Consider the following 21,954-nt stretch of genomic DNA (forward strand, 5'->3'; position numbering starts at 1 on the left):
TGAGGAAGGATCCATGTACACAGCACTGGTGGTCGACGACCACCCTTTCATCCGGACCAGCGTGCGCCTGCAGCTGCAGCATGACCACATCAAGGTGATCGGCGAGACCGACAGCGGTGTCGATGCCCTGCGGCTGATCCGTGAGCATGCGCCGAACCTGGTGATTCTCGACATCTCGCTGCCAGGGCTCGACGGCATGCAGGTCTTGCAGCGCATCACTGCGCTGGAGCACCCGCCGCGGGTGCTGATGCTGACCTCGCAGATGGCCGACACCTTTTCGCTGCGCTGCATGAAGGCAGGGGCCGCCGGGTTCATCTGCAAGACCGACGACCTGGGCGAGCTGAGCCGGGCCGTGCTGGCAATCCGCTCGGGCTTCACCTATTTCCCGGAGGTGTCGCTCAGTTCGGTGTGCCGGCAAGACATGCAGACCAGCGAGAAGGCGTGTCTGGCCAGCCTCAGCGACCGCGAGCTGATCATCCTGCAGTACCTGGCGCGGGGCTTGAGCAACAAGGCGATCGGTGAACTCATGCTGCTGAGCAACAAGACCGTCAGCACCTACAAGTCGCGCCTGATCGAAAAGCTCGGCGTGCGATCGTTGATCGACCTGGCGGACCTCGCCAGGCGCAATGGCCTGGTGTGATCATCACCCTGGCACGCCTCGCCATGATCCTCTGGATGCTGGCAGGGCTGTGGCTGCCACTGGCGCGGGCGGACGAAACCAAGGCTCACCTGCAAGGGCGCGCCGTGCTCGGGCGCACGCTGCCCCCGCCGGACGAGGCGCAACTGCGCTGGCTGTGGAGCCGGCGTGCGCTCAGCCTAGGCGTGGTCCAGGCCGACGAGCCGCCGCTGGGCGTGATCGGCCCGAGTCGCGCCTACGAAGGCATCACCGCGGACTACGCGGGGCTGCTGTCCGACTACCTGCGACTGCCGATCGAGGTACTGACCTTCGACTCGCTGGCCGAAGCGACGGTGGCACTGCGCACCGGCCAGGTCGATCTGCTCGGGGGTGTCACCGCGCAGCAGGCTGCGCAGGCGGGTCTTGTGCTGTCGCGTGCCTACGCCGAGGACATGCCGCGTCAGGCGGTGCGCGACAATACTCGGGTTGGTTGCCAGGCCGAGGGCGTCGTGCGTGTGGCCATGCGCGACGGTTACCGGGACAGTGAACAGCTGCGCACGCAGTACCCGCAGGCGCAGGTGCAGCCGTATGCGTCCACGCGTCAGGCAATGGGCGCCGTCGCGTTCGGCCAGGCCGACGTGTTCGTGGGCAGCGCCCTGGAAAGCCACTACCTGGTCGGGCGTGCGCAGATGGGCAATCTGGTGCTGCGCGAATGCCCAGGTGGCTTGCGTCAATCGATCGGCTTTGCCTTCGCGGCGCAGCAGACGACCTTGGCCGGCTTGGTCGACAACGTGTTGAGCCCGCTCACGGAACAGGAGCACGCACGTATCCATCAGCGCTGGATGCCATTCGTCGAGCAACTGGCCGAGCACACCCCGACGGTCCTGTCGTTGACACCGGCCGAGCAACGTTGGCTGCAGAACAGGCCGCGACTGCGCGTGCTGCTCGACGAGCAGATGCTGCCGTTGAGCTATCGTGATGCTGAAGGGCATTTCCGGGGGCTGAGCGTCGATGTGCTCGAACGCATCGGGCGCGCCACAGGCCTGACGTTCGAGTTCTCCAGTGGCGGCACCGTCGAGCAGATGATCGAGCAGTTGCGTCAGGGGCGTGCCGACCTGATCGGTGCACTGACGCCCAGCGCTGCGCGCGAGCAATACCTGACCTTCAGCCGCGCCTACCTGACCTCGGCGCGAGTACTGGTCACCGCAGCCGACGACACGGCGCCCGTCAGCCTGGACCAGTTGCAGGGGCAGCGGGTCGCCACGTTGGCCAGTGGCTTTCCCAGCCGCTACCTGCGCGAGCATTACCCGGGCATCACACACGTGGATGTGCAAGGGCCGCAGGAGGCGGTGCTCAAGGTCAGCGAGAACCAGGTGGAGGCGGCCGTGCTGCCGTTGGTGTGCGTGCGCTCGCTCTCGACACGCCTGCCCAGGGGCCGCTTTCGCATCAGCGCCAGCCTGGCCTTGCCACCGGCGCACTTCGCCTTGGCGACCCGCCAGGGTGACACGCAATTGAGCGCCATCCTCGACAAGGCCTTGTCCAGCCTCGCGCCCCAGGAACTCGACGCCATGGCGCGTCGCTGGCAGGGCGAGCCGATCGTCGGCGACAATTTCTGGCACCGGCACCGGCAGCAGGTCTTGCAAGGCTTCACAGCCATCCTCTTGCTACTGGTGCTGGCCCTGGCCTGGGTGCGCTACCTGCGCCGCCTGATCCGCATCCGCGCCCAGGCCGAACGCGCCTTGGCCGACCAGCTGGAGTTCATGCGCGTGATGATCGACGGGACGCCTCATCCCCTCTACGTCTGCGATCGGGACGGGCGCCTGATCACGTGCAACAGTTGCTACCTGGAGACCTTGGGCGTGGGCCGGGACGAGGTGGTCGGCCAGTTGCTCGGTTGCCTGCCGCACCTGGCCTGGCAACGCGGCTGGCGTGAGGTGCTGTGCTCGGGGCAGGCGCAGGTCGAGGATCGGCAGGTCCGGCTGGCCGATGGCCGCGAGCGCATCTTCTATCACTGGATGCTGCCATGCCGCAGCGACCATGCCGGCGCCAGCGTGATCGCTGGCTGGATCGACGTCACCGAGCGCTACCAGTTGCAGGCCGACCTGCAGCGGGCCAAAGAGGAGGCCGAGCAGGCCAACCAGGCCAAGACGCACTTTCTGGCCACCATGAGCCATGAGATCCGTACGCCCATGAACGCCGTGCTCGGCACCTTGGAGCTGGCGTTGCGCAAGGCTGAGCAGGGCATCCTCGACCGGGTTTCCATCGAGGTGGCCTCCGAGGCGGCGCGTGGATTGCTGGCGCTGATCGGCGACATCCTCGATGTGACGCGCATCGAGTCCGGGCACCTGGAGATCAACCGGGAAGCCGTGCCCCTGGCCCGTCACACCGGCAGCGTGGTGCAGCTGTTCCAGCCACAGGCCCGGGCCAAGGGCTTGCACCTGAGCCTGGAACTGGAAGGCGAGGTCGAGCGTGAGGTGCTGATCGACCCGTTGCGGTTCAAACAGGTGCTCGCCAACCTGGTCAGCAATGCCATCAAGTTCACCCAGCACGGCACGGTGCGGGTGAGCCTGCGATTGATGCCGCGCGAGGATGCGCTGTTGGCCCTGAGCCTGACGGTCGAGGACACCGGCATCGGTATCCCGCAAGCGGACCTTGCCCGGCTGGGCGAACCGTTCTGGCAAGCCTGCAACCACCGGCAGTCCAGTGGACGTGGCGCGGGACTCGGGTTGTCCATCAGCCAGACGCTCTGCCAATTGATGGGCGCCAGCATGGCCTTGCACAGTGACTTGGGCGTGGGAACACGCATCGAGATCGAGATGGCCGTCGAGCCTGCCTCCAAGGCGGCGTCCGGCCCCGCGGCGCCTGCCGAGCCACCAGGGGCGCCGCCAGCGAACGCACGACCGGGCCTGCGGGTGCTGGTGGTCGACGACTATCCGGCCAATCGTCTGCTGCTGGTTCACCAACTGGCGTACCTGGGGCATCAGGCCAGCATGGCCGAGCAGGGTATCCAGGGCCTGCGCCAGTGGATCGCCGGGCGTTTCGACCTGGTCATCAGCGATTGCAGCATGCCGGGCATGGATGGCTACGCGCTGTGCCGCGCGATCCGCCTTCACGAACAACGGCATGGCTGGCCGCGTTGCCGGGTGGTGGGCATCACGGCCAATGCCGTGGCCGATGAACGCCGGCGTTGCCTGGCGGCCGGCATGGACGACTGCCTGTTCAAGCCACTGAGCCTCAAGGCATTGGCCGCCGTGCTCGACGCTATCCACTCTGATGATCGCCAGCCCGCGAACGCCCACGAGGGGGCCATCGATGCCGACCTGGGCAGTTTGCGCCGGTTGACCGGCAACGACCCCGATGCCTTCAAAGGCTTGCTGCGCGATCTGCTCGACAGCAACCGCCAGGACCTGGCCGAGCTCAAGCGCCTGGCCGAGTGCGGCGACCTGCCCGCATTGGCCAGGTTGGCACACCGCATCAAGGGCGGCGCGCGCCTGGTGCGTGCCAGCGCGCTGGTCAAGGCCTGTGAACAGGTCGAACGCAGTTGCCTGGGAAAACCGGTGTCCCTGGACGTGCTGAACGTGCGCGTCGACGCCATTCGGCAGGCGATGCAGGCGCTCGAGGACGAGTTGCGGGGGCGGCGTGAGCACGTGCGGACGGGGCCGCCGGACGCCCGCGCACGTGAGATCGGTGGGCAGGATGCGCGCCATGGAGGCTGACGATGACGACTGAAGGTCTACGTGTTCTGGTGCTCGAACCTCATGGTTTCCGGCGTGCGGTCGCCGTGCGGACCTTCGAGCGTCTGGGCTGCGCCGACGTCCTGCAAGCCACCGTGGCCAGCGATGCGCTGGCCGTGCTGCGACGCATCGGCGGTGTCGACGTGGTCGCGTGCGATGTGCGCGACGACAGCGACCGAGACATGGATGGTCTCGAGTTCATCCACTGGGTCGGTCACCACCGATTGGCCAAGGGCGTGCTGGTCAGTGGTTGCCTGGGGCCGAGCCTGCGGCGTGGCCTGCAAGGCATGGTCGAACAACTGGGCATGCAGTTTTTCGGCGACATCGAGCCCCCGTTGCCGCTCGATCCGTTGCGCCAGTGGTTGAATGCACCGTCACTGGTGGCGCCGGCGTTACCCCTGCCCGAACGTCTCTGGCCCGATGAAGATCAGGTGCGTCGAGCCCTGCAGGACGGTCAGTTCGTCGCTTGCTATTTCCCGATCTTCCAGTTGGCGACCGGGCGCATCGAAGCGGTCGAGCTGGTGACTCGGTGGCACCATCCGCTGCTGGGCATCCTGGCACCTGACCTCTTCTTGCCGGTGGTGGAGCGGTGCGGGTTGTTCGACGACGTCTGGATGGCCATGCTCGAGCAGGGGTTGAGGCTGTACCAAGTGCTCAAGACCGAAGGGCGTTCATTGCACCTGTCGATGCGCCTGCATACCGCCCAGTTGAATGATCGTCGGTTCTGCCTGCGGGTGTGTGCGCTGGTGCGTCGGTATGGGTGTCGACAGGGCCATCTATGCCTGGACCTGGCTGGCCGCGGGTTGTATCGATTGACCGTGGTCGAGCAGGAGAACCTGCTGCGCCTGCGTCTGATCGGGTGCGAGCTGGGGCTGGCGGGGTTTGGCAGTGACAAGGGCAGCAGTCAACTGCTTTGCCAGTTGCCGTTCACGCAGATCCGGTTGGACGAGCAGTTCATCGAGGGCTTGCCCCATGAAGTGCGCTGTCGTGCGGTGGTGCATCATTGCCTGCGGCTGGCCGCCGAATTGCGTCAGCGCCTGACGGCGGTCGGGGTGAACACGGCCGAGCAGCATCTGGCCTTGTTGACCCTGGGGTGCGAAAGCGCCCAGGGCCTTTACCTGGCACCGCCGCTCGATCGCGAGGAGTTGCTCAGGCGAGTGCGCTGCGATCAGCGCCTCGACCCTGGCTGCGATTGAGCAGGCGGCTCAGGCGTGGGTCATATGCGTCCGAGCAGCAACAACACCAGCAGCACGACCAGAATCACGCCGATGATGCCGGACGGGCCGTAGCCCCAGCTGCGCGAATGCGGGAATACCGGTAAACCGCCCACCAACAGCAGAATCAGGATGATGATGAGGATCGTGGTCATGTCGAAGTCCTTGTGATGTCCAGGGGAAGCGGTACGAGGCCGCTTACTCTTCCGACTGCCGTCGTGATGGGAAGATTCCATCGGAGTGCGTGCGAGAAAATGGCGCGCCAACGACTGATGGGGGTCGTCGCAGGTTGTCTGACCCAGGCGCGCACCTCGGCATCGCCCGTGACCCTCAGGTATGCTGCGCAGCGAATGTTCTGCAAGGGCGCATCATGGTCAATTATTGCTGGTTCCTGCTGGCGGCGATTTTCGAAATCGCGGGCTGCTATGCCTTCTACCTGTGGTTGCGCCTGGGCAAGAGCGCCTGGTGGGTCGTACCGGCGCTGTTCAGCCTGACCTGTTTCGCACTGGTGCTGACGCGGGTCGAGGCTGCCTATGCCGGGCGGGCCTACGCCGCCTATGGAGGGATCTACATCGTCAGCTCGTTGGGTTGGCTGGCGCTGGTCGAGCGCGCGCGGCCGTTGGCCAGCGACTGGTGGGGCGCCTTGCTGTGCGTGATCGGCGCCAGCCTGATCGTGCTCGGCCCGCGCTTTCAGGCGTCCTGAATCCAGGCCTTTCAACGTCTTTGGCTGACACGATGTGGGCTCCATCGCTGACCGGGCAGAGCGTTTCACACCCTCTGTGGGAGCGGGCTTGCCCGCGATGCAGGCGGTGATCGGCCGGACGCCATCGCGGGCAAGCCCGCCCTGATAGAACATGAGTTAAATTGTTGATTTTAAAGGAATTAATTACAGAGCTTTGTGGGCCCTGCGGGCCCAATCGCGGCACAGGGGCCGCTCCTACACCCACCGCAGTGGCACAGGCAATCGCGGTCCCATGTATGCGGCCCCTGCCGGGGCGCCGGACCGGCCGCGATGGGCCGCAAAGCGGCCCCAGAAATCGATCAGCAACACAGCATCTGAGCACTGCCAGCTATCGCCATGTTCTCTGCGCGACAGCGCGGCGCCAAGGCGGCGGGCGGACTCCCACAGGATGGACTGTGCGTGCCCGTATCGAGCCGGTTGATCTATGGATACGACAACGACCCTGTCGTGGCGCTTTTCCGAGGATGTCGAAAAGCCTGGCCTCCTGAGCCTTATTCCAACAGCTCCTTGGGCACGTCGTGACGGGCCAGCAGTTGGCATTGCTGGCTTTCCGGGTCGAAGAGGATGAACGCCTGGCTCTTGGCCAGCGCTTGCCTGACCCGCAGCACTCGCGTCTGCAGCGGCGTGTCGTCGCCATTGTCGGTTCCGTCGCGGGTGACGAAGTCCTCGATCAGGCGGGTCAGGGTGTCGGCTTCGAGCTGGTCGTAGGGAATGAGCATGAGAAGATCGTCCGGTTCAGGTCAGACGATAGTACGTCAAATGTAGGAAGAAGAGGGGGCTCGACGCTGCCCCCTTCCTGTGCGGTCAGTGCGAATCGGCCTTGTGGCCCAGCAGGCTGTCCACGGCCGGTACGCGTGTCTCGCTTTCCATCTGCGTGTCGTGTTCCAGTTGGTGACTGAACTGTTCGAGGGACGCGGTGGATGGATGCGAGTCGCTGGCGAACACCGGCGGGCTCATCAGGTACGCCCCCAGCAGACGGCTCAAGGCGGCCAGGCTGTCGATGTGCGTGCGCTCGTACCCATGCGTGGCATCGCAGCCGAACGCCACCAGGGCCGTCCGGATGTCGTGGCCCGCCGTCACCGCCGAGTGGGCGTCGCTGTAGTAGTAGCGGAACAGGTCACGGCGCACCGGCACCTCGTGTTCGCCTGCCAGCTTCAGCAGGTGGCGGGACAGGTGATAGTCGTAAGGGCCCGAGGAGTCCTGCATGGCCACGCTGACGGCATGTTCGCTGGACGCCTGGCCCGGCGCCACGGGCGCGATGTCGATGCCGACGAACTCGCTGACGTCCCAGGGCAGGGCGCCCGCTGCGCCGGAGCCGGTCTCTTCGGTGATGGTGAACAGCGGATGGCAGTCGATCAGCGGCTGCTGACCACTTTCCACCACGGCCTTGAGCGCGGCCAACAGCGCTGCGACGCCGGCCTTGTCGTCCAGGTGACGGGCGCTGATGTGGCCGCTTTCGGTGAACTCGGGCAAGGGGTCGAAGGCCACGAAGTCGCCCACGCCCACCCCCAGGGACTCGCAGTCGGCGCGGGTGGCGCAGTAGGCGTCCAGGCGCACTTCGACATGGTCCCAGCTGATGGGCATCTGGTCGATGGCGGTGTTGAAGGCGTGACCACTGGCCATCAGGGGCAGCACGCTGCCACGGAACACGCCGGCGTCGGTGAAGACGCTGACGCGACTGCCTTCGGCGAAGCGGCTCGACCAGCAGCCGACGGGGGCCAGGGCCAGGCGACCATTGTCCATGAGTTGACGCACGCTGGCGCCGATGGTGTCCAGGTGCGCGGAGACGGCGCGGTCCGGGGAGCTCTGCCGGCCCTTGAGGGTGGCGCGGATGGTGCCACGCCGGGTCAGCTCGTAGGGAATGCCGAGTTCTTCCAGGCGCTCGGCGACATAGCGCACGATGGTGTCGGTAAAGCCGGTCGGGCTGGGGATGGCGAGCATCTCCAGCAGCACCTTGCGCAGGTAGTCCAGGTCGGGTTCCAAGGTCGGGTCAGGCATGCACGCTCCTTCGGGTCAGGTGATCGAACGACTGTGCGGGAACAGCAAGTCAACGAAACGTTCGGCGGTGGGTTGCGGTTCATGGTTGGCCAGGCCAGCGCGTTCGTTGGCTTCGATGAACACGTAGTCAGGCTGGTCGGCAGCGCGGACCATCAGGTCCAGGCCGACCACGGGAATGTCCAGGGCGCGGGCCGCACGGGTGGCTGCCTCGGCGAGCACCGGGTGCAGCCGCTCGGTGACGTCCTCGAGTACGCCACCGGTGTGCAGGTTGGCGGTGCGCCGTACGTTCAGGCGTTGGCCGTTGGCCAGGACGTGGTCGTAGTCCAGGCCGGCGTCGCGCAAGGTGCGTTCGGTTTCCTCGTCCATCGGAATGCGGCTCTCGCCTCCGGTGGCCGCCTGGCGACGTCGGCTCTGTGCTTCGATCAGGGCCTTGATGGTGTGAGTGCCGTCGCCGATCACCTGGGCTGGATGGCGCACGGCGGCGGCCACCACGTCATGACCGATGACCACGATGCGCAGGTCCAGGCCCGGGTGGTAGCTTTCCAGCAGCACGCGGCTGTCGAAGCGTCGGGCCTGTTCGATGGCCTGGGTCAGCTCGTCCACGCGCGTGATGTTGACGGCGACGCCTTGGCCTTGTTCGCCATCGACCGGCTTGACCACGATCGCGCCATGCTGTTCGAGGAATGCCAGGTCCTCCTCGGGATCGCCTGCCAACTGCTGCGCCGGCACGTTCAGGCCGACCCCATGCAGGGCCTGGCGGGTCAGGCGCTTGTCCTGGCACAGGGTCATGCTCACGGCGCTGGTCAGGTCGCTCAGCGACTCGCGGCAGCGCACGCGACGCCCGCCCAGGCTCAAGGTGAACAGGCCCGCCTCAGCGTCGTCGACCTGCACCTCGATACCACGGCGGAACGCCTCGTCGACGATGATGCGGGCATAGGGGTTGAGCTTGGCCTCCGGGCCTGGGCCGAGGAACAAGGGCTGGTTGATGCCGTTCTTGCGCTTGACCGCGAAGGTCGGCAGGTTGCGGAACCCCAGCTTGGTATAGAGGCGCTTGGCCTGGCGGTTGTCGTGCAGCACCGACAGGTCCAGGTAGGCCAGGCCGCGGCTCATGAAGTGCTCGACCAGATGGCGCACCAGCACCTCGCCCACGCCCGGCCGCGTGCAGTGCGGGTCCACGGCCAGGCACCAGAGGCTGCAGCCGTGCTCGGGGTCGTCGAAGGCCTTGCTGTGGTTCAGGCCCATGACGCTGCCGATGATCGCCTGGGTGTCCTCGTCTTCGGCCAGCCAGTACACCGGGCCACCCTGATGGCGAGGCGTCAGCCGCTCCGGGTCGATCGGCAGCATGCCGCGTGCCTGGTACAAGGTGTTGATCGCCTGCCAGTCGCTGTCGACTTGCGCGCGGCGAATGCGGAAGCCGCGAAACACGCGCTGGGCCGGCCGGTAGTCGGTGAACCACAGGCGCAGGGTATCGGACGGGTCCAGGAACAGTTGCTGGGGCGAATAGGCCAGTACCTGCTGCGGCGCGGCAACGTACAGCGCGATGTCGCGCTCACCCGGTTGCTCATCGAGCAGGGCCTGCGCCAGGTTGGCCGGGCTCGGATACGTGTGCCCGATCAGCAGCCGCCCCCAGCCACAATGCACGGCGCGCGGATGGTGATGGGGCTCGCTGCCGTCCTCGGCCAGCCGCGCCTGCAGGCGTTCATAGGACGGAGTCTGGCCGCGGAGCAGGCGTTGGCCGTAGGACGTTTCGTGGGGTTTCATCGATCAGAGTCCTTGCTCGCTGAGCCACAGGTTCAGCGCCGCCAGTTGCCAGAGCTTGGAGCCGCGCAACGGCGTGAGCTGGCCCTGGGGGTTGCTCAGCAGGGTGTCGAGCATGGCCGGTTCGAACAGGCCGCGGTCCTGGCTCGGGTCGGTCAGCAGATCGCGTACCCAGCCCAGTGTGGCACCTTCGAGGTGCTTGAGGCCGGGAACCGGGAAATAGCCTTTCTTGCGGTCGATGACCTCGTGAGGGATCACGCGACGTGCCGCTTCCTTGAGGACCTGCTTGCCGCCGTCGGGCAGCTTGAAGCGTGCCGGAATGCGCGCCGACAGCTCCGCCAGCCGGTAGTCGAGAAACGGCGTACGCGCTTCCAGGCCCCAGGCCATGGTCATGTTGTCCACACGCTTGACCGGGTCGTCGACCAGCATCACCGTGCTATCCAGGCGCAAGGCCTTGTCCACGGCCGCGTCGGCGCCGGGCTTGGCGAAGTGTTCGCGGACGAAGTCGCCGGCGGCGTCATAGTCGAGTGCCCAGGGCGCCTTGACCGTCTGCCGGTACTCGTCGTAGCTGCGATCGAAGAAGGCTGCGCGGTAGGCGGCATAGGGGTCGGCAGCGCCATCGACCTGCGGATACCAATGATAGCCGGCGAACAGTTCGTCGGCCCCCTGGCCGCTCTGCACGCCCTTGCAGTGCTTGGCCACCTCACGCGAGAGCAGGTAGAAGGCAATGCAGTCATGGCTGACCATCGGCTCGCTCATCGCACGGAACGCGGCCGGCAACTGGTCGATGATTTCGTGTTCGGCAATGCGCAGCTGGTGGTGCCGGGTGCCGTAGTGGCGGGCGATCAGGTCCGAATACTGGAACTCGTCGCCCCGCTCGCCACCGGCATCCTCGAACCCGATGGAGAAGGTCGACAGGTCGTCCACGCCGACGTCACGCAGCAAGCCGACCAGCAGGCTGGAGTCGACACCGCCGGACAGCAGCACGCCGACGTCGATCGCTGCGCGCTGGCGGATGGCCACGGCATCGCGGGTCGCATCGAGCACGCGGTCGGTCCAGTCTTCCAAGGTCAGGTGCTGCTCATCGGCGTTGGGGCCATAGTTCAGCGACCACCAGGTCTTCTGCTCGACCTGGCCATGGGCGTCGATGCGCATCCAGGTGGCCGGTTCGAGCTTCTGCACGTTGGCCAGCAGCGTGCGTGGCGCCGGCACCACGGCGTGGAAGTTCAGGTAGTGGTTCAGCGCCACCGGGTCGAGCATCGGGTCGATGTCGCCGCCCTTGAGCAGCGCCGGCAGGCTGGAGGCGAAGCGCAGGCGCTCACCGTTACGCGACAGGTACAAGGGCTTGACGCCCAGGCGGTCACGGGCCAGGAACAGGCGCTGGGTGTCGCGCTCCCACACGGCGAAGGCGAACATGCCGTTGAGCTTGGGCAACAGCGCCTCGCCCCAGGCGTGGTAGCCCTTGAGCAGCACTTCGGTGTCACCGTCGGAGTGGAAGGCGTAGCCCAGGGCCTGCAGCTCTTCGCGCAGCTCAGGGAAGTTGTAGATGGCGCCGTTGAACGCCAGTGCCAGGCCCAAGTGGCCATCGGTCATCGGCTGCGCCGACCCGTCGGACAAGTCCATGATCTTCAGGCGCCGATGGCCGAGCGCGACGGGCCCTTGGCTATGGAACCCCCAGGCATCCGGGCCACGTGGCGCCAGGTGATGGGTGATCCGCTCCACGGCAGCGAGGTCCGCCGGACGTGGGGCTTGGTTGAAGGGGGTGAAGCGCAACTCGCCAGCTAATCCGCACATAAGTCCTTACCGGTTTTTCCGTTGGGGAAGGTGCTCCAACGTGGAGCACTCAGGTAGTGACCTGAAGCGGTTGCCGAGAGTTTTAGAGCGTTTGGTTATATAGACAGATGGTGAGGCCCTGACTGGCCTGCAGGCGTTCGTCGTGGCGCGGTGGTGAAGCGGGACTTACCGACGGGTTTTCTGACGCAGGATGTAGACCGTGACGCCGATCGCACTGATCAGCATGAACACCCGTGCCCACGGCACGGGCACCAGGTAGCATGACAGGGCGATGCTCGCCCACATCAGGCCGATGGCCCAGGCCTTGCCTTTGAGTGGAATGCCTTCGCCGTCCAGGTAACCCCGGATCCAGGGCCCCAGGCGAGGGTGTTCGATCAGCCAGGTGTGAAAACGCGGCGAGCTTCGGGCGAAGCAGGCCGCGGCCAGTAGCAGGAACGGGGTGGTGGGCAGCAGCGGCAGTGCGATGCCGATCACCCCCAGCGCGACGCTGAGCCAGCCCAGGGCCAGCAGCAGGTAGCGCGTCACGGATCAGTGGTGGCGGGGTTTGAGCAGGGCAGGCTTCTCGTCCGGTGCTTGCAGCAGCAGGAACAGTGCGGTCAGTGCTTCGGGGATCTGCACGATCATGTCGTCCTGCAGGCTCGGCGTACGGGCGATGTCCTCGAACTCCGGCTGCTCGTCGAACAGGCCCGAGCCGACCATGATCGGCAGCAGCATCTCGCTGACTTCTTCCTCGGCGTTCTCGAACCAGGCTTCCTCGCGCAGGAACACGCCTTCCATGAAGCCGATACACCAGCCGCGCAGGTCGGAATCGTCCGGCTCGTCGCCCAGGTCCAGGTCGCAGGGCAGCTCGAACTCTTCGTCGCTGGCCAGCTGGCGTGCGATGTGCGCCTTGAGCGACGCCAGGGTGGTCTCGATTTCGGTCCGCTGCGCCTCGCTGGTGTAGCGTGGCTGCTCGGCGAACAGCGCGTCGATCCATTCACGTTCCGGCACGTCTTCGGCGCAGATCGACAGCGCGGTCAGGTAGCCGTGGGCGGCGACGTAGTCCAGCGCTTCTTCGTGCAGCTCGTCGGCGTCGAGGAAGGCTTGCAGGCGGGTCAGTTGCTCGGCGAAGGACATTACAGGGCTACCTTGGGAATAAACGATAACGAATTCTAGCACCTTGCAGTCGCTGCGGGGCAAAGGGAACGCCTGTCAGCGAAACGCCTGTCGGAACCTGTGCTGGGGTATACTCGGCGGTTTTCCACCGATGCGGGCGGTCTTGCTCGCTCGGCAAAAGCCGCTTACGGATTCGTGGGTGTGCCAGGCCGGTTTTTCCGTCAGCCTGTGCCCCGCAGGATCAAGCGATTCGTGGAGTTCCCAATGCTCGAACAGGCCCAGCGCGTCCTCAAGGACGTCTTCGGTTACGACAGTTTCCGTGGTCGACAGGCTGCGATCATCGAATGCGTGGCCAGCGGCGGCGACGCCCTGGTGCTGATGCCCACCGGGGGTGGCAAGTCCCTGTGCTTCCAGGTTCCAGGCCTGTTGCGGCCTGGCCTGACGGTGGTGGTGTCGCCGCTGATCGCGCTGATGGACGACCAGGTGGCCACCCTGGACGAGCTGGGCGTCGCGGCGGCCGCGCTCAACTCGACCCTGAACAACGACCAGCAGCGTGAGCTGGCGGCGCGTTTGCGTCGGGGTGAAATCAAAATGCTGTACCTGGCGCCGGAGCGCCTGGTGCAACCGCGCATGCTGGATTTTCTGAGCTCGCTGCACATTTCGCTGTTCGCCATCGACGAGGCGCACTGCGTGTCGCAGTGGGGGCATGACTTCCGGCCGGAGTACCTGCAGCTCGGTCAACTGGCCGAGCTGTTCCCGAACGTGCCGCGTATCGCCCTGACAGCGACTGCCGATATGCGTACCCGCGAAGAGATCGTCCAGCGGCTGCACCTGCAAGGCGCCGAGCGGTTCCTGTCGAGCTTCGACCGGCCGAACATCTTCTACCGCATCGTGCCCAAGGAGCAGCCCCGCAAGCAGCTGCTGGCGTTCCTGGGCGAGCGCCGCGGCAATGCCGGCATCGTCTATTGCCTGTCGCGCAAGAAGGTCGATGAAACGGCGGCGTTCCTCTGTGACCAGGGGTTCCCGGCGCTGCCGTACCATGCGGGGCTGGCCGCCGAGACGCGTGCGACCAACCAGCGGCGCTTCCTCAACGAGGAAGGCCTGATCATGGTCGCCACCATCGCCTTCGGCATGGGTATCGACAAGCCCAACGTGCGCTTCGTCGCGCACCTGGACCTGCCCAAGTCCCTGGAAGCCTACTACCAGGAAACCGGTCGTGCCGGCCGCGACGGCCTGCCTGCCGACGCTTGGATGGCCTACGGCTTGCAAGACATGGTCATGCTCAAGCAGATGCTCCAGAACTCCGAGGGTGACGAGCGCCACAAGCGCATCGAGCAGCACAAGCTCGACGCCATGCTCGCCCTGTGCGAAGAGAGCGGCTGTCGGCGCCAGGCGCTGCTGGCGTACTTCGACGAGCGTCTCGAGCAGCCGTGCGGGCACTGCGACAACTGCGTCGATCCGGTGCAGACCTGGGATGCCACCGAGCCGGCGCGCCAGGCACTGTCGGCGATCTACCGCACCGGCCAGCGCTATGGGGTCGGGCACCTGATCGACGTCTTGTTGGGCAAGAGCACCGACAAGGTGCGCAACTTCGGCCATGAGAAGCTGGCCGTGTTCGGGGTGGGCAAGGCCACCAGCGAGCACGAGTGGCGTTCGCTGTTCCGGCAACTGGTGGCCCGTGGCTTGGTGGACATCGACATCGAAGGCTACGGCGGCCTGCGCCTGTCGGACAGCTGCCGACCCCTGTTGCGCGGCGAGGTGACGCTGCAGCTGCGTCGCGACCTCAAGCCGCAGACCGTGGCCAAGAGCGGCGGCGGCAGCCCGGCCAGCCAGCTGGTGCGCGGCGAGGAGCGCGAACAGTGGGAGGCGTTGCGCAGCCTGCGGCGCAAACTGGCCGAAGAGCATGGTGTGCCGCCGTACGTCATCTTCCCGGATTCGACCCTGCTCGAGATGCTGCGCAGCCAGCCCACCAGCCTGGCCGAGATGGGCCGGGTCAGCGGGGTAGGGGCGCGCAAGCTGGAGCGTTATGGCCAGGCGTTCCTCGAGGTGCTCAACGGTGCGGGTGGCAGCGACGACGCGTCGAAGGGGGTCATCGACCTGCGCCACGAACTGGTGAGCCTGGCCCGCGCAGGCATGACGCCGCTGCAGATCGCCGGTCAACTCAACTGCAGCGAGAAGAACGTCTACAGCCTGCTGGCCGAATCGCTGGGGCGCCAGGAGCTGAGCCTGGAGCAGGCGCTGGACGTGCCCGAGGACCTGCTCAGCGAGCTGCAGGATGCGTTTCTCGACGGCGAAGGCGAGCTGCCGCCAGTCTCGAGCGTGGCCGCCCAGTTCGCCGGGCGCGTGCCGGAGGGGGTGCTGCATTGTGTGCGTGCGGCACTGGCGGCTGAGTTCGAACTGTAGGTCGTCTTTCATGCAGGGCGGTGATTGTTCCACCGCCATCGCGGGCAAGCCCGCTCCCACACGTAGAGGTGTGATCGCCATGCTGAGGTGTACTCGGGGTGGGAGCGGGCTTGCCCGCGATGGCGGCAGGGCAATCACCGCCTGGCTCAAAGGCATGCCTCAGTGTGAGGCGCGTCATCGAACGCCTCTGTCTACAGCACAAAGCGCGTATTCCTACAGAGCGGGCCTTGCAGGCGGACCAAGGCCATGGTTAGCTGCCTAATAATTAGTTTCGATGACCGAGTGACCTATGCCACTGACCAACAACCAACACCGCTTCGGCATGCAACTGGCCCAGATGTCGCGTGGCTGGCGCGCCGAGCTGGATCGTCGGCTGGCCGGACTCAATCTGTCCCAGGCCCGGTGGCTGGTGCTGCTGCACCTGGCCCGGTTCGAAGAGGCACCGACCCAGCGTGCCTTGGCGCAGAGCGTGGGCGTCGAAGGGCCGACCCTGGCGCGATTGCTGGACAGCCTGGAGGCTCAAGGGCTGGTGCAGCGGCAAGCGGTCGCCGAAGACCGTCGAGCCAAGAAGATCCAGCTGTGCGCACCTGCCAAGCCGTTGATCGAGCAGATCGAGACCATCGCCAATACCCTGCGGGCCGAATTGTTCGAGGGCGTCAGCGAGGCGGATCTGGAGGTGTGCATGCGTGTGCATGCCAAGATTCTCGACAACCTCGAGCGTTCCTGACGCCTTGAAGGCGTCGTCACCCGGCCAGCAAGAGAACACTCCCGATGAACCTGCGCAAACCTGAGGTCGTCATCACCTACTGCACCCAGTGCCAGTGGCTGCTACGTGCCGCCTGGCTGGCCCAGGAGCTGCTGTCGACGTTCGCCGACGAACTGGGCCGCGTCGCCCTGGAGCCTGCCAGCGGCGGTACCTTTCGCATCACCTGCGACGGTGTGCAGGTCTGGGAGCGCAAGGTCGATGGCGGCTTTCCCGAGGCCAAGGTACTCAAGCAGCGCATTCGCGACCGGATCGACCCCAGGCGCGATCTGGGACACAACGACCGCTAAGGCATCGACCCTCAGTCGTACAACGCCTTCTTCTTCCAGTTCTCGTCCTCGTCGGTCTTGAGCCCCTGGGTCAACTGGTTGTCTTCGTCCTCGGTCGGCTCCAGCTGGTCCAACGTCTGGGCGTCGGCGCGCGCCAACAGTTTTTCAAGGTACGTCAGCTGCTCTTTGTAAGTCGCAGGGTCAGGCTGCTTGCGCAGGTACTGCACCCCGCGCTCGAAAGCCAGGCGCGCCTGGCCTGGCTCACCCTTGGCCAGGCACTGCTGGCCCAGGTTGTTGAAGAACTCGATGTGCAGCAGCACCAGTACATGCTGGATGTGCTTGACCCAGTACTTGCCTTCCTCCCGCGTCAGCACGTTCTCGTGGGTGGCGCGCACCACGTGATGGTGCAGTACCTCGAGCAGCACCCGGATGTCCTTGGCCTTGGCCTCGGTGCCGATCGGGCTGGGCGGGTTGTTCACCGGGATCTTCTCGCCAAGCGCAACGAGCTGTTCGAGTTCGGCGATGCGTGTTTTGAGCTGGACGTCGCGTTTGTCCATGGCCAGCAGGCGCTGGTCCAAATCGAGCTCGATCCGGGCCAGCAGCAGCTTCAGCGCAGGGCTCATGAACTGCCCAGGGAACGTCTCGCTGATATCGCCACAGCGCCGCTGACGCTCGTTGAGGTCGATCTTCAGGCGTGCGCGGTCGAGCCGGGTGTTTTCCACCAGGTTGTTGAGGTAGCCGATGACGATCAGCAGGGCGATGCCCGCCACGACCAGCAGGGTGATCAGAAATGGTGTCACCGGTAACGCCTCTGTCAGATTTTGCCTGGTTGGAGTGTAGTGAGTTCATGCGGCAGCGAATAGCGTCCCTATGAAAGAGAAGGGCGTCTTCGACGTTTGTGCAGCGTTCTGGGCCGTTGGCAGGTGCGACCGTGGGACTAGGCAATGGGGGCGAAGTGATTGATTTGAATAAATTTATACAAAGGGCTTGACGCCCCTGTGCAGCCTCCCTAGAATGCGCGCCACTTGCAGCGCAAAGCATAACGCCACGCAATGCAGGAAGTGAATGTTGTAGCGTGTCCCCTTCGTCTAGTGGCCTAGGACACCGCCCTTTCACGGCGGTAACAGGGGTTCGAGTCCCCTAGGGGACGCCATTGCGGGAATAGCTCAGTTGGTAGAGCACGACCTTGCCAAGGTCGGGGTCGCGAGTTCGAGTCTCGTTTCCCGCTCCAGTTTCTCCGGCAGCGCCTGATGGCGGGGCAGGAAAAGAAAATCCAGGCCGAATCGTGAGGTTCAGGTCGGGTGCACTGAAAAGTGTCGTGTGTCCCCTTCGTCTAGTGGCCTAGGACACCGCCCTTTCACGGCGGTAACAGGGGTTCGAGTCCCCTAGGGGACGCCATTTGCGGGAATAGCTCAGTTGGTAGAGCACGACCTTGCCAAGGTCGGGGTCGCGAGTTCGAGTCTCGTTTCCCGCTCCAGTTCAACACTGTGGCGTCTATGCGGTACAGGGTGGTGAAGGTCGTCAAGACGCTTCACGCCAAACGTGGTAACGCTTCACCATGCGGGAATAGCTCAGTTGGTAGAGCACGACCTTGCCAAGGTCGGGGTCGCGAGTTCGAGTCTCGTTTCCCGCTCCAAACAGAAACGAAGAAAGAGACGAAAGTCTCTTTCTTCGTTTTCGCATGCCTGAAACTAGGTCCCGGCGTGGCAAACGAGCTGCCAGGCCGGGTCGTCTTATTGATACGTCACGGTGAAATTCAATGCGCCGTTTGCCTGACCGGGTGTGACTGACTGCGCGGTCTGGTAATAGCGTGCCTGGAACTTCAAGTGCGTTTCACCCGGTACCAGTGGCGTCACCGGCACCTCATCGTCGAGCCGAACCGGGGTCAGGCCGTCTTCGTGCAATACCTGGATGCCCAGGCCACTCGCCCCCGAACCACTGGACAGGCTGAACAAACCCAGGTCGGGATCCAGGGTGGTAGAGCCTTGTGCGGCTTCCATGTGTATGTGGGCCCTGGCGCTGCTGCCTGATGGATCGTCATCGCAGTCGTTCAGGCGAATCTCGAACGTGACCGGGGCCGTGGTGTGGCCGGGGCCGCTGAAATCCTTCACGTCATGAGTGCCCAATGCCACCGGGTCTGGATTGACGGCATCGGCCTTGAGCGAGCACTGCGCGGCGGTGACCGTGCCGTGCAGGTGATAGCGCAACACCGAGCCGATCGTGTCGTAGCTGCCACTGAACAGTTGCACGCCATTGAACGCATGCGGCCCAGGTGCGATCGGCCCGGTCTTGATCAGCGTGATGAAAGCACGCAGGTTGCTCATCTGGATGCCCATCGGTCCGGTGCGATGGTTGGCGTATCCCTGCCAGGGCACCGAGTGCCAGGTGCTGGCATTCCACCAATTCTGTGGGTTACCGCCTTTGCCCGTGTATGGCCAGTCCAGGCGTACGTGGATGCCCACGCCATCCACCCCGGTTTCCAGGACGCGACCGGTCAGGTCTTCGCCGGCGACGGGGGGGAGCGGGTTGGTGACGATCGGTTGAGTATTGAGTACTTGCGCAGTGAGGTATTCGGTGCCATTGACGTTATTGCACGCCAGTATCAATCCTGCCTCGTTCGGCAGGTTGTAACGTACATCGGCCTGTCCGATCACGCTGCCGATCGGCGCGTCGCGTGGCACCCACACAGGCTGCAGGCGCAAGTTGTGCACCAGCTCGCCCGACACGCCATTCATCCACTCGCAGATGGCCATCGCCTCACCACTGTTGAGCAGGACAAGGGTTGCCGGGATCATTGTGGTACGGGCTAATCGCTTCATGTTCAGATCCGTGGGTTGTCTTGAGGGGGAAGTGGGCATTGCAGCGTCTGCAGGCGATAACCCTGCTCGAGGCGCATGTCGGCAGGGGTGATGTGCACCTGACAGGTGTGTTGGCCCCAGCGCAGGTGTAGCCACTGAGCCTTGTCGTCGGTGGCGACCAGGGCCTGGCCGGCCTGACCGACCACAGCCACGGTCTGGCCTTTTGAGTCAGTGACCTGGGCGCCGAACGGCCATGGCTTGTCGTCGCTCTGTTGCAGCGTGAGGATCAGGCGTGTGACCTTGCGCGCGGCGAAGCGAACTTTGACGATCGCGCCGCGGCGAGGTACTACCTGAGCGCTGCCATTGTCGATCTGTATCTGTGGGTCGAGATTGGCGGTCTGCAACTGCAGGGAGTTGTTGCGGTAGGGCCGCAGGTGCGGCGTGGTCATGAAGCCGCCGCTGTCGGTGGCGCCGCCCGGTGCGTTCTGCATGCCCAGTCCGGGTATGCCGGGCACTTCGATCAGGGCATTGGTCTCACCCAACTGGCTGGCAAAGGTCAGGCCCGCGTCGTGCAGCAACACGCTGCCGCTGGCGTTGGCCGACAACGAGTGGTAGTTGCTGCCTTGGGTGTAGCCGACACCAATGTTGGCACGAGACCCTTGATAGCCAAACGACAGTGCGCCCGAAGTCTGCTGCCGGGCATCGCGGTTGGCCGACACCGAGTACCGCAAGCGGTGGTCCAGGGCGCCCCCGCTGAGGCTGGCCCGTTGACTCTGGCGTCCGTTGCTGCTCTGGGTTCCAACGGTGAGCGTGGAGCCGCTGAACCAGTCCAGTGGCAGGGTCATGCTCAGGCCGAACAGTCGATCCTGACGGTTGCCGGTGGCCAGTGATTGCGAGGCGAACAGGTTCAGTCTGACATCGCGGTACTGAGTATTGAACTGCAACTGGTATTGTCGACGCTCAAGGTTCGTGCGCCAGTAGTCGTCCTGGGACAAGGTGAAGCTCAGCGAACTGCGGTTGCCCAGACGTTGGTAGAGCGACGCTTCAAGGCGGCTGCGCCGGTTGCCCAGGTAGTCCGAGTAGGCGTGCCGTTCACGCACGGCTTCGTCATAGTCGCGATAACCTTCGCTCGAGTAGCGGTACCCGGCAAAACGCAAGTTGGTGCCGGTGTCGAACGCCTTGCCGTAGCGTACCGAATAGCTCTGGCCTTGCACCTCCCCTAGCCGTTGGCCCAGATCGGCGCCCGCCTGGGTCACATCCAGCGACATGGCGCCCAGTAGCCCGAGGTCACGGGCGATGCCGATCAGCCCGGCACGGTAGTAGTCGCCACCTTGCACACCGCCGTAGAGGGTGCCCCAGCTGCCGCCGCGGGCCAGGCTCGCCTGCCACAGCAGGGGTGTGTCCAGGTGTTCGGCACCGTTGTAGCGGCCCAGCGTGGCGCTATAGCGCCATACCCCTTCGCGCAACAGGTTGGCCAGGCTGGAGTAGGGCTGCAGAAATCGTCGCACCTGGCCGTTGGCCTCGGTCAATACCACCTCCAGCTCACCGCTGCCACCGCCCACGCCCAGGTCATCGATGACATAAGGGCCTGGCGCGACGAACGTGGTGTACACGGGGTAACCGTTGAGCAGCACCTCCAGCTTGGCCCGGGTCTGCGCCACCCCGCGAATCACTGGCGCGTAGTGTTGCATCACGTCGGGCAGCATGCCCATGTCGGAGGCGACCTGCATGCCCTTGAAGGGCAAGCTGCGAAAGACCTCGCCATGGCTGAAGGTTTCGCCGAGGGTAAGGTTGCCGCGGTTGTCAGGAAGGTCACGCTGCAGGTAGGTGTTGCTACGGGTCCAGCTGCGATCGCCCTGACCATCCACACGCAGGGCCTGGCTGCTGCGCAAGCGCCAGGTGCCAAGGTTGACGCCGCTGTTGAGTAGTAGGTCGTGGCTGGACTGGCTGCTGCCCTGACGGTTGAGGGTCTGGGTGGCGACCTGATAGTTGACGAAGGCCGCATCGATACCTGCATCCCATTGCTCGGGCGGTACACTGCCTTCTATACCGCGACGCAGGGCGAACTGTGGCACCGACAGGGCCAGCTGCAGCTTACCGGGATCGAATTCGGCGCTGGCATCGGGCAAGTGTTCGGCCAGGTTCTGGCAGGGTAGGGTATCGTCCAAGGGTCGATTCAGGGCTTGCTCGCGCAGTCCCAGTTCGCGCAGCAGGCTTGCAGGCAGACAGGCTTGCAGGCCTTGCCCGTCCGCGCCGGGCAGTACCTCGATCTCACGCTCGCCCAGGCGTGCAAGATTGACGGTGACCTGAACGTGGTAACGCCCGGGCGTCAGCGGGGCTTGGCTGACCAGAGCCTGTAGGGCGCGTTGTCCGGCGTCGGCCATCTCACTGGGCGTCTGACGCAGGAACGCGGCGTTGAACTCCGGTGCTGAGGTGGCCAGCGCCGGTCGGTAGGCGCACAGCAGCAGGCTGGTGCCACCTAGCGCCAGCAGCGGTGCAAGGCGGCTGCGCGAGGATGCGCGTGTGCATCGAGGGGGATGGAGCATCGGGGAGCATTCCTGTCGACGATGGCCCGCCTGACCATGAGGCAGCGGGTCGGGGCATGGAAGGCGCGGCTGGCGGGTGAGGCGACAGCGGGCGCAGGGCCCGAACGATAGGGTTTAAAGGGGGTGGGGGCTGTAGGGGATGTCTATGATTGGCGGGGGATAGTTGGAAACGCAGAGCCATCGTAAGAAGCAGGGTCCCGGAGGACCCTGCAGAACGCTTTCGC

At 65.1% G+C, this 21,954-nt stretch carries 17 protein-coding genes and 5 tRNA genes; 12 read left to right on the forward strand and 10 right to left on the reverse strand.

What is annotated here, in order from left to right:
* Window positions 1-13 precede the first annotated feature (13 nt).
* The 3 genes from G7Z99_RS00065 to G7Z99_RS00075 are packed head-to-tail and all read left to right on the forward strand — an operon-like array spanning window position 14 to window position 5,546.
* Window positions 14-640, forward strand: a complete 627-nt coding sequence (locus G7Z99_RS00065) for a response regulator transcription factor (RefSeq protein ID WP_181090870.1) — start codon at window positions 14-16, stop codon at window positions 638-640.
* A complete protein-coding gene (locus tag G7Z99_RS00070) occupies window positions 637-4,332 on the forward strand; it encodes a transporter substrate-binding domain-containing protein (RefSeq protein ID WP_181090872.1) in 3,696 nt (1,231 codons plus the stop codon). Before G7Z99_RS00065 ends, G7Z99_RS00070 begins: the two co-directional genes overlap by 4 nt.
* Window positions 4,333-4,334: 2 nt before the next feature.
* A complete protein-coding gene (locus G7Z99_RS00075; RefSeq protein WP_181090874.1) occupies window positions 4,335-5,546 on the forward strand; it encodes an EAL domain-containing response regulator in 1,212 nt (403 codons plus the stop codon).
* Between the two features lie 20 nt (window positions 5,547-5,566).
* On the opposite strand, the gene G7Z99_RS00080 is transcribed toward G7Z99_RS00075, so the two are convergent.
* Window positions 5,567-5,719, reverse strand: coding sequence for a DUF3309 family protein (locus G7Z99_RS00080; RefSeq protein WP_085987307.1), 153 nt, complete (start codon window positions 5,717-5,719; stop codon window positions 5,567-5,569).
* A gap of 215 nt (window positions 5,720-5,934) precedes the next feature.
* On the opposite strand from G7Z99_RS00080, the gene G7Z99_RS00085 reads away from it, so the two are divergent.
* Window positions 5,935-6,267: a YnfA family protein gene (locus tag G7Z99_RS00085; RefSeq protein WP_181090876.1), complete on the forward strand. Its 333-nt coding sequence runs from the start codon at window positions 5,935-5,937 to the stop codon at window positions 6,265-6,267.
* 530 nt (window positions 6,268-6,797) lie between these two features.
* Here G7Z99_RS00085 and G7Z99_RS00090 read toward each other — a convergent pair.
* The 6 genes from G7Z99_RS00090 to G7Z99_RS00115 form a co-directional block, all read right to left on the reverse strand.
* Window positions 6,798-7,025, reverse strand: a complete 228-nt coding sequence (locus G7Z99_RS00090; protein ID WP_181090878.1) for a YheU family protein — start codon at window positions 7,023-7,025, stop codon at window positions 6,798-6,800.
* A gap of 85 nt (window positions 7,026-7,110) precedes the next feature.
* Window positions 7,111-8,304, reverse strand: a complete 1,194-nt coding sequence (locus tag G7Z99_RS00095) for an osmoprotectant NAGGN system M42 family peptidase (RefSeq protein ID WP_181090880.1) — start codon at window positions 8,302-8,304, stop codon at window positions 7,111-7,113.
* Window positions 8,305-8,319: 15 nt separating this feature from the next.
* Complete coding sequence (gene ngg, locus G7Z99_RS00100) at window positions 8,320-10,065, reverse strand: N-acetylglutaminylglutamine synthetase (protein ID WP_181090882.1); 1,746 nt, start codon at window positions 10,063-10,065, stop codon at window positions 8,320-8,322.
* Between the two features lie 3 nt (window positions 10,066-10,068).
* Window positions 10,069-11,856, reverse strand: a complete 1,788-nt coding sequence (locus tag G7Z99_RS00105) for an N-acetylglutaminylglutamine amidotransferase (protein WP_181090884.1) — start codon at window positions 11,854-11,856, stop codon at window positions 10,069-10,071.
* Between the two features lie 165 nt (window positions 11,857-12,021).
* Window positions 12,022-12,381, reverse strand: a complete 360-nt coding sequence (locus tag G7Z99_RS00110; protein WP_181090886.1) for a YbaN family protein — start codon at window positions 12,379-12,381, stop codon at window positions 12,022-12,024.
* 3 nt (window positions 12,382-12,384) lie between these two features.
* Window positions 12,385-12,972, reverse strand: a complete 588-nt coding sequence (locus G7Z99_RS00115; protein WP_181090888.1) for a YecA/YgfB family protein — start codon at window positions 12,970-12,972, stop codon at window positions 12,385-12,387.
* Between the two features lie 243 nt (window positions 12,973-13,215).
* On the opposite strand from G7Z99_RS00115, the gene recQ reads away from it, so the two are divergent.
* From recQ to G7Z99_RS00130, 3 genes are all read left to right on the forward strand, one after another.
* Complete coding sequence (recQ, locus tag G7Z99_RS00120) at window positions 13,216-15,354, forward strand: DNA helicase RecQ (protein WP_181090890.1); 2,139 nt, start codon at window positions 13,216-13,218, stop codon at window positions 15,352-15,354.
* Between the two features lie 289 nt (window positions 15,355-15,643).
* Window positions 15,644-16,081, forward strand: coding sequence for a transcriptional regulator SlyA (gene slyA, locus G7Z99_RS00125; protein ID WP_181090899.1), 438 nt, complete (start codon window positions 15,644-15,646; stop codon window positions 16,079-16,081).
* A 44-nt stretch (window positions 16,082-16,125) separates the two neighbouring features.
* Window positions 16,126-16,407, forward strand: coding sequence for a SelT/SelW/SelH family protein (locus tag G7Z99_RS00130; RefSeq protein WP_181090901.1), 282 nt, complete (start codon window positions 16,126-16,128; stop codon window positions 16,405-16,407).
* Between the two features lie 11 nt (window positions 16,408-16,418).
* On the opposite strand, the gene G7Z99_RS00135 is transcribed toward G7Z99_RS00130, so the two are convergent.
* Window positions 16,419-17,186: a hypothetical protein gene (locus G7Z99_RS00135; RefSeq protein WP_181090903.1), complete on the reverse strand. Its 768-nt coding sequence runs from the start codon at window positions 17,184-17,186 to the stop codon at window positions 16,419-16,421.
* 277 nt (window positions 17,187-17,463) lie between these two features.
* On the opposite strand from G7Z99_RS00135, the gene G7Z99_RS00140 reads away from it, so the two are divergent.
* From G7Z99_RS00140 to G7Z99_RS00160, 5 genes are all read left to right on the forward strand, one after another.
* A tRNA-Glu gene (locus tag G7Z99_RS00140) sits at window positions 17,464-17,539 on the forward strand.
* A gap of 2 nt (window positions 17,540-17,541) precedes the next feature.
* A tRNA-Gly gene (locus tag G7Z99_RS00145) sits at window positions 17,542-17,617 on the forward strand.
* Between the two features lie 91 nt (window positions 17,618-17,708).
* Window positions 17,709-17,784, forward strand: a tRNA-Glu gene (locus G7Z99_RS00150).
* Between the two features lie 3 nt (window positions 17,785-17,787).
* Window positions 17,788-17,863: transfer RNA gene (locus G7Z99_RS00155), tRNA-Gly, on the forward strand.
* 83 nt (window positions 17,864-17,946) lie between these two features.
* Window positions 17,947-18,022 (forward strand) — tRNA-Gly (locus G7Z99_RS00160).
* A 97-nt stretch (window positions 18,023-18,119) separates the two neighbouring features.
* On the opposite strand, the gene G7Z99_RS00165 is transcribed toward G7Z99_RS00160, so the two are convergent.
* Both G7Z99_RS00165 and G7Z99_RS00170 read right to left on the reverse strand, forming a co-directional pair.
* The gene (locus G7Z99_RS00165) at window positions 18,120-19,205 is read right to left on the reverse strand and encodes a fimbrial protein (RefSeq protein ID WP_181090905.1); all 1,086 of its coding nucleotides are present in this window, start codon (window positions 19,203-19,205) and stop codon (window positions 18,120-18,122) included.
* A gap of 2 nt (window positions 19,206-19,207) precedes the next feature.
* Window positions 19,208-21,730, reverse strand: coding sequence for a fimbria/pilus outer membrane usher protein (locus tag G7Z99_RS00170; protein ID WP_181090907.1), 2,523 nt, complete (start codon window positions 21,728-21,730; stop codon window positions 19,208-19,210).
* Window positions 21,731-21,954: the final 224 nt, after the last annotated feature.

It is taken from the genome of Pseudomonas entomophila (genome assembly GCF_013523165.1).
Lineage (GTDB): Bacteria > Pseudomonadota > Gammaproteobacteria > Pseudomonadales > Pseudomonadaceae > Aquipseudomonas > Aquipseudomonas entomophila_A.

Excerpts from the sequence above, each read along its gene's own strand:
- G7Z99_RS00165 (WP_181090905.1), bottom strand. The coding sequence starts at position 19,205 with ATGAAGCGATTAGCCCGTACCACAATGATCCCGGCAACCCTTGTCCTG.
- G7Z99_RS00065 (WP_181090870.1), top strand. The coding sequence starts at position 14 with ATGTACACAGCACTGGTGGTCGACGACCACCCTTTCATCCGGACCAGC.
- G7Z99_RS00080 (WP_085987307.1), bottom strand. The coding sequence starts at position 5,719 with ATGACCACGATCCTCATCATCATCCTGATTCTGCTGTTGGTGGGCGGT.
- G7Z99_RS00170 (WP_181090907.1), bottom strand. The coding sequence starts at position 21,730 with ATGCTCCATCCCCCTCGATGCACACGCGCATCCTCGCGCAGCCGCCTT.
- G7Z99_RS00075 (WP_181090874.1), top strand. The coding sequence starts at position 4,335 with ATGACGACTGAAGGTCTACGTGTTCTGGTGCTCGAACCTCATGGTTTC.
- G7Z99_RS00115 (WP_181090888.1), bottom strand. The coding sequence starts at position 12,972 with ATGTCCTTCGCCGAGCAACTGACCCGCCTGCAAGCCTTCCTCGACGCC.
- G7Z99_RS00130 (WP_181090901.1), top strand. The coding sequence starts at position 16,126 with ATGAACCTGCGCAAACCTGAGGTCGTCATCACCTACTGCACCCAGTGC.
- recQ (WP_181090890.1), top strand. The coding sequence starts at position 13,216 with ATGCTCGAACAGGCCCAGCGCGTCCTCAAGGACGTCTTCGGTTACGAC.
- ngg (WP_181090882.1), bottom strand. The coding sequence starts at position 10,065 with ATGAAACCCCACGAAACGTCCTACGGCCAACGCCTGCTCCGCGGCCAG.
- G7Z99_RS00085 (WP_181090876.1), top strand. The coding sequence starts at position 5,935 with ATGGTCAATTATTGCTGGTTCCTGCTGGCGGCGATTTTCGAAATCGCG.
- slyA (WP_181090899.1), top strand. The coding sequence starts at position 15,644 with ATGCCACTGACCAACAACCAACACCGCTTCGGCATGCAACTGGCCCAG.
- G7Z99_RS00095 (WP_181090880.1), bottom strand. The coding sequence starts at position 8,304 with ATGCCTGACCCGACCTTGGAACCCGACCTGGACTACCTGCGCAAGGTG.
- G7Z99_RS00090 (WP_181090878.1), bottom strand. The coding sequence starts at position 7,025 with ATGCTCATTCCCTACGACCAGCTCGAAGCCGACACCCTGACCCGCCTG.
- G7Z99_RS00105 (WP_181090884.1), bottom strand. The coding sequence starts at position 11,856 with ATGTGCGGATTAGCTGGCGAGTTGCGCTTCACCCCCTTCAACCAAGCC.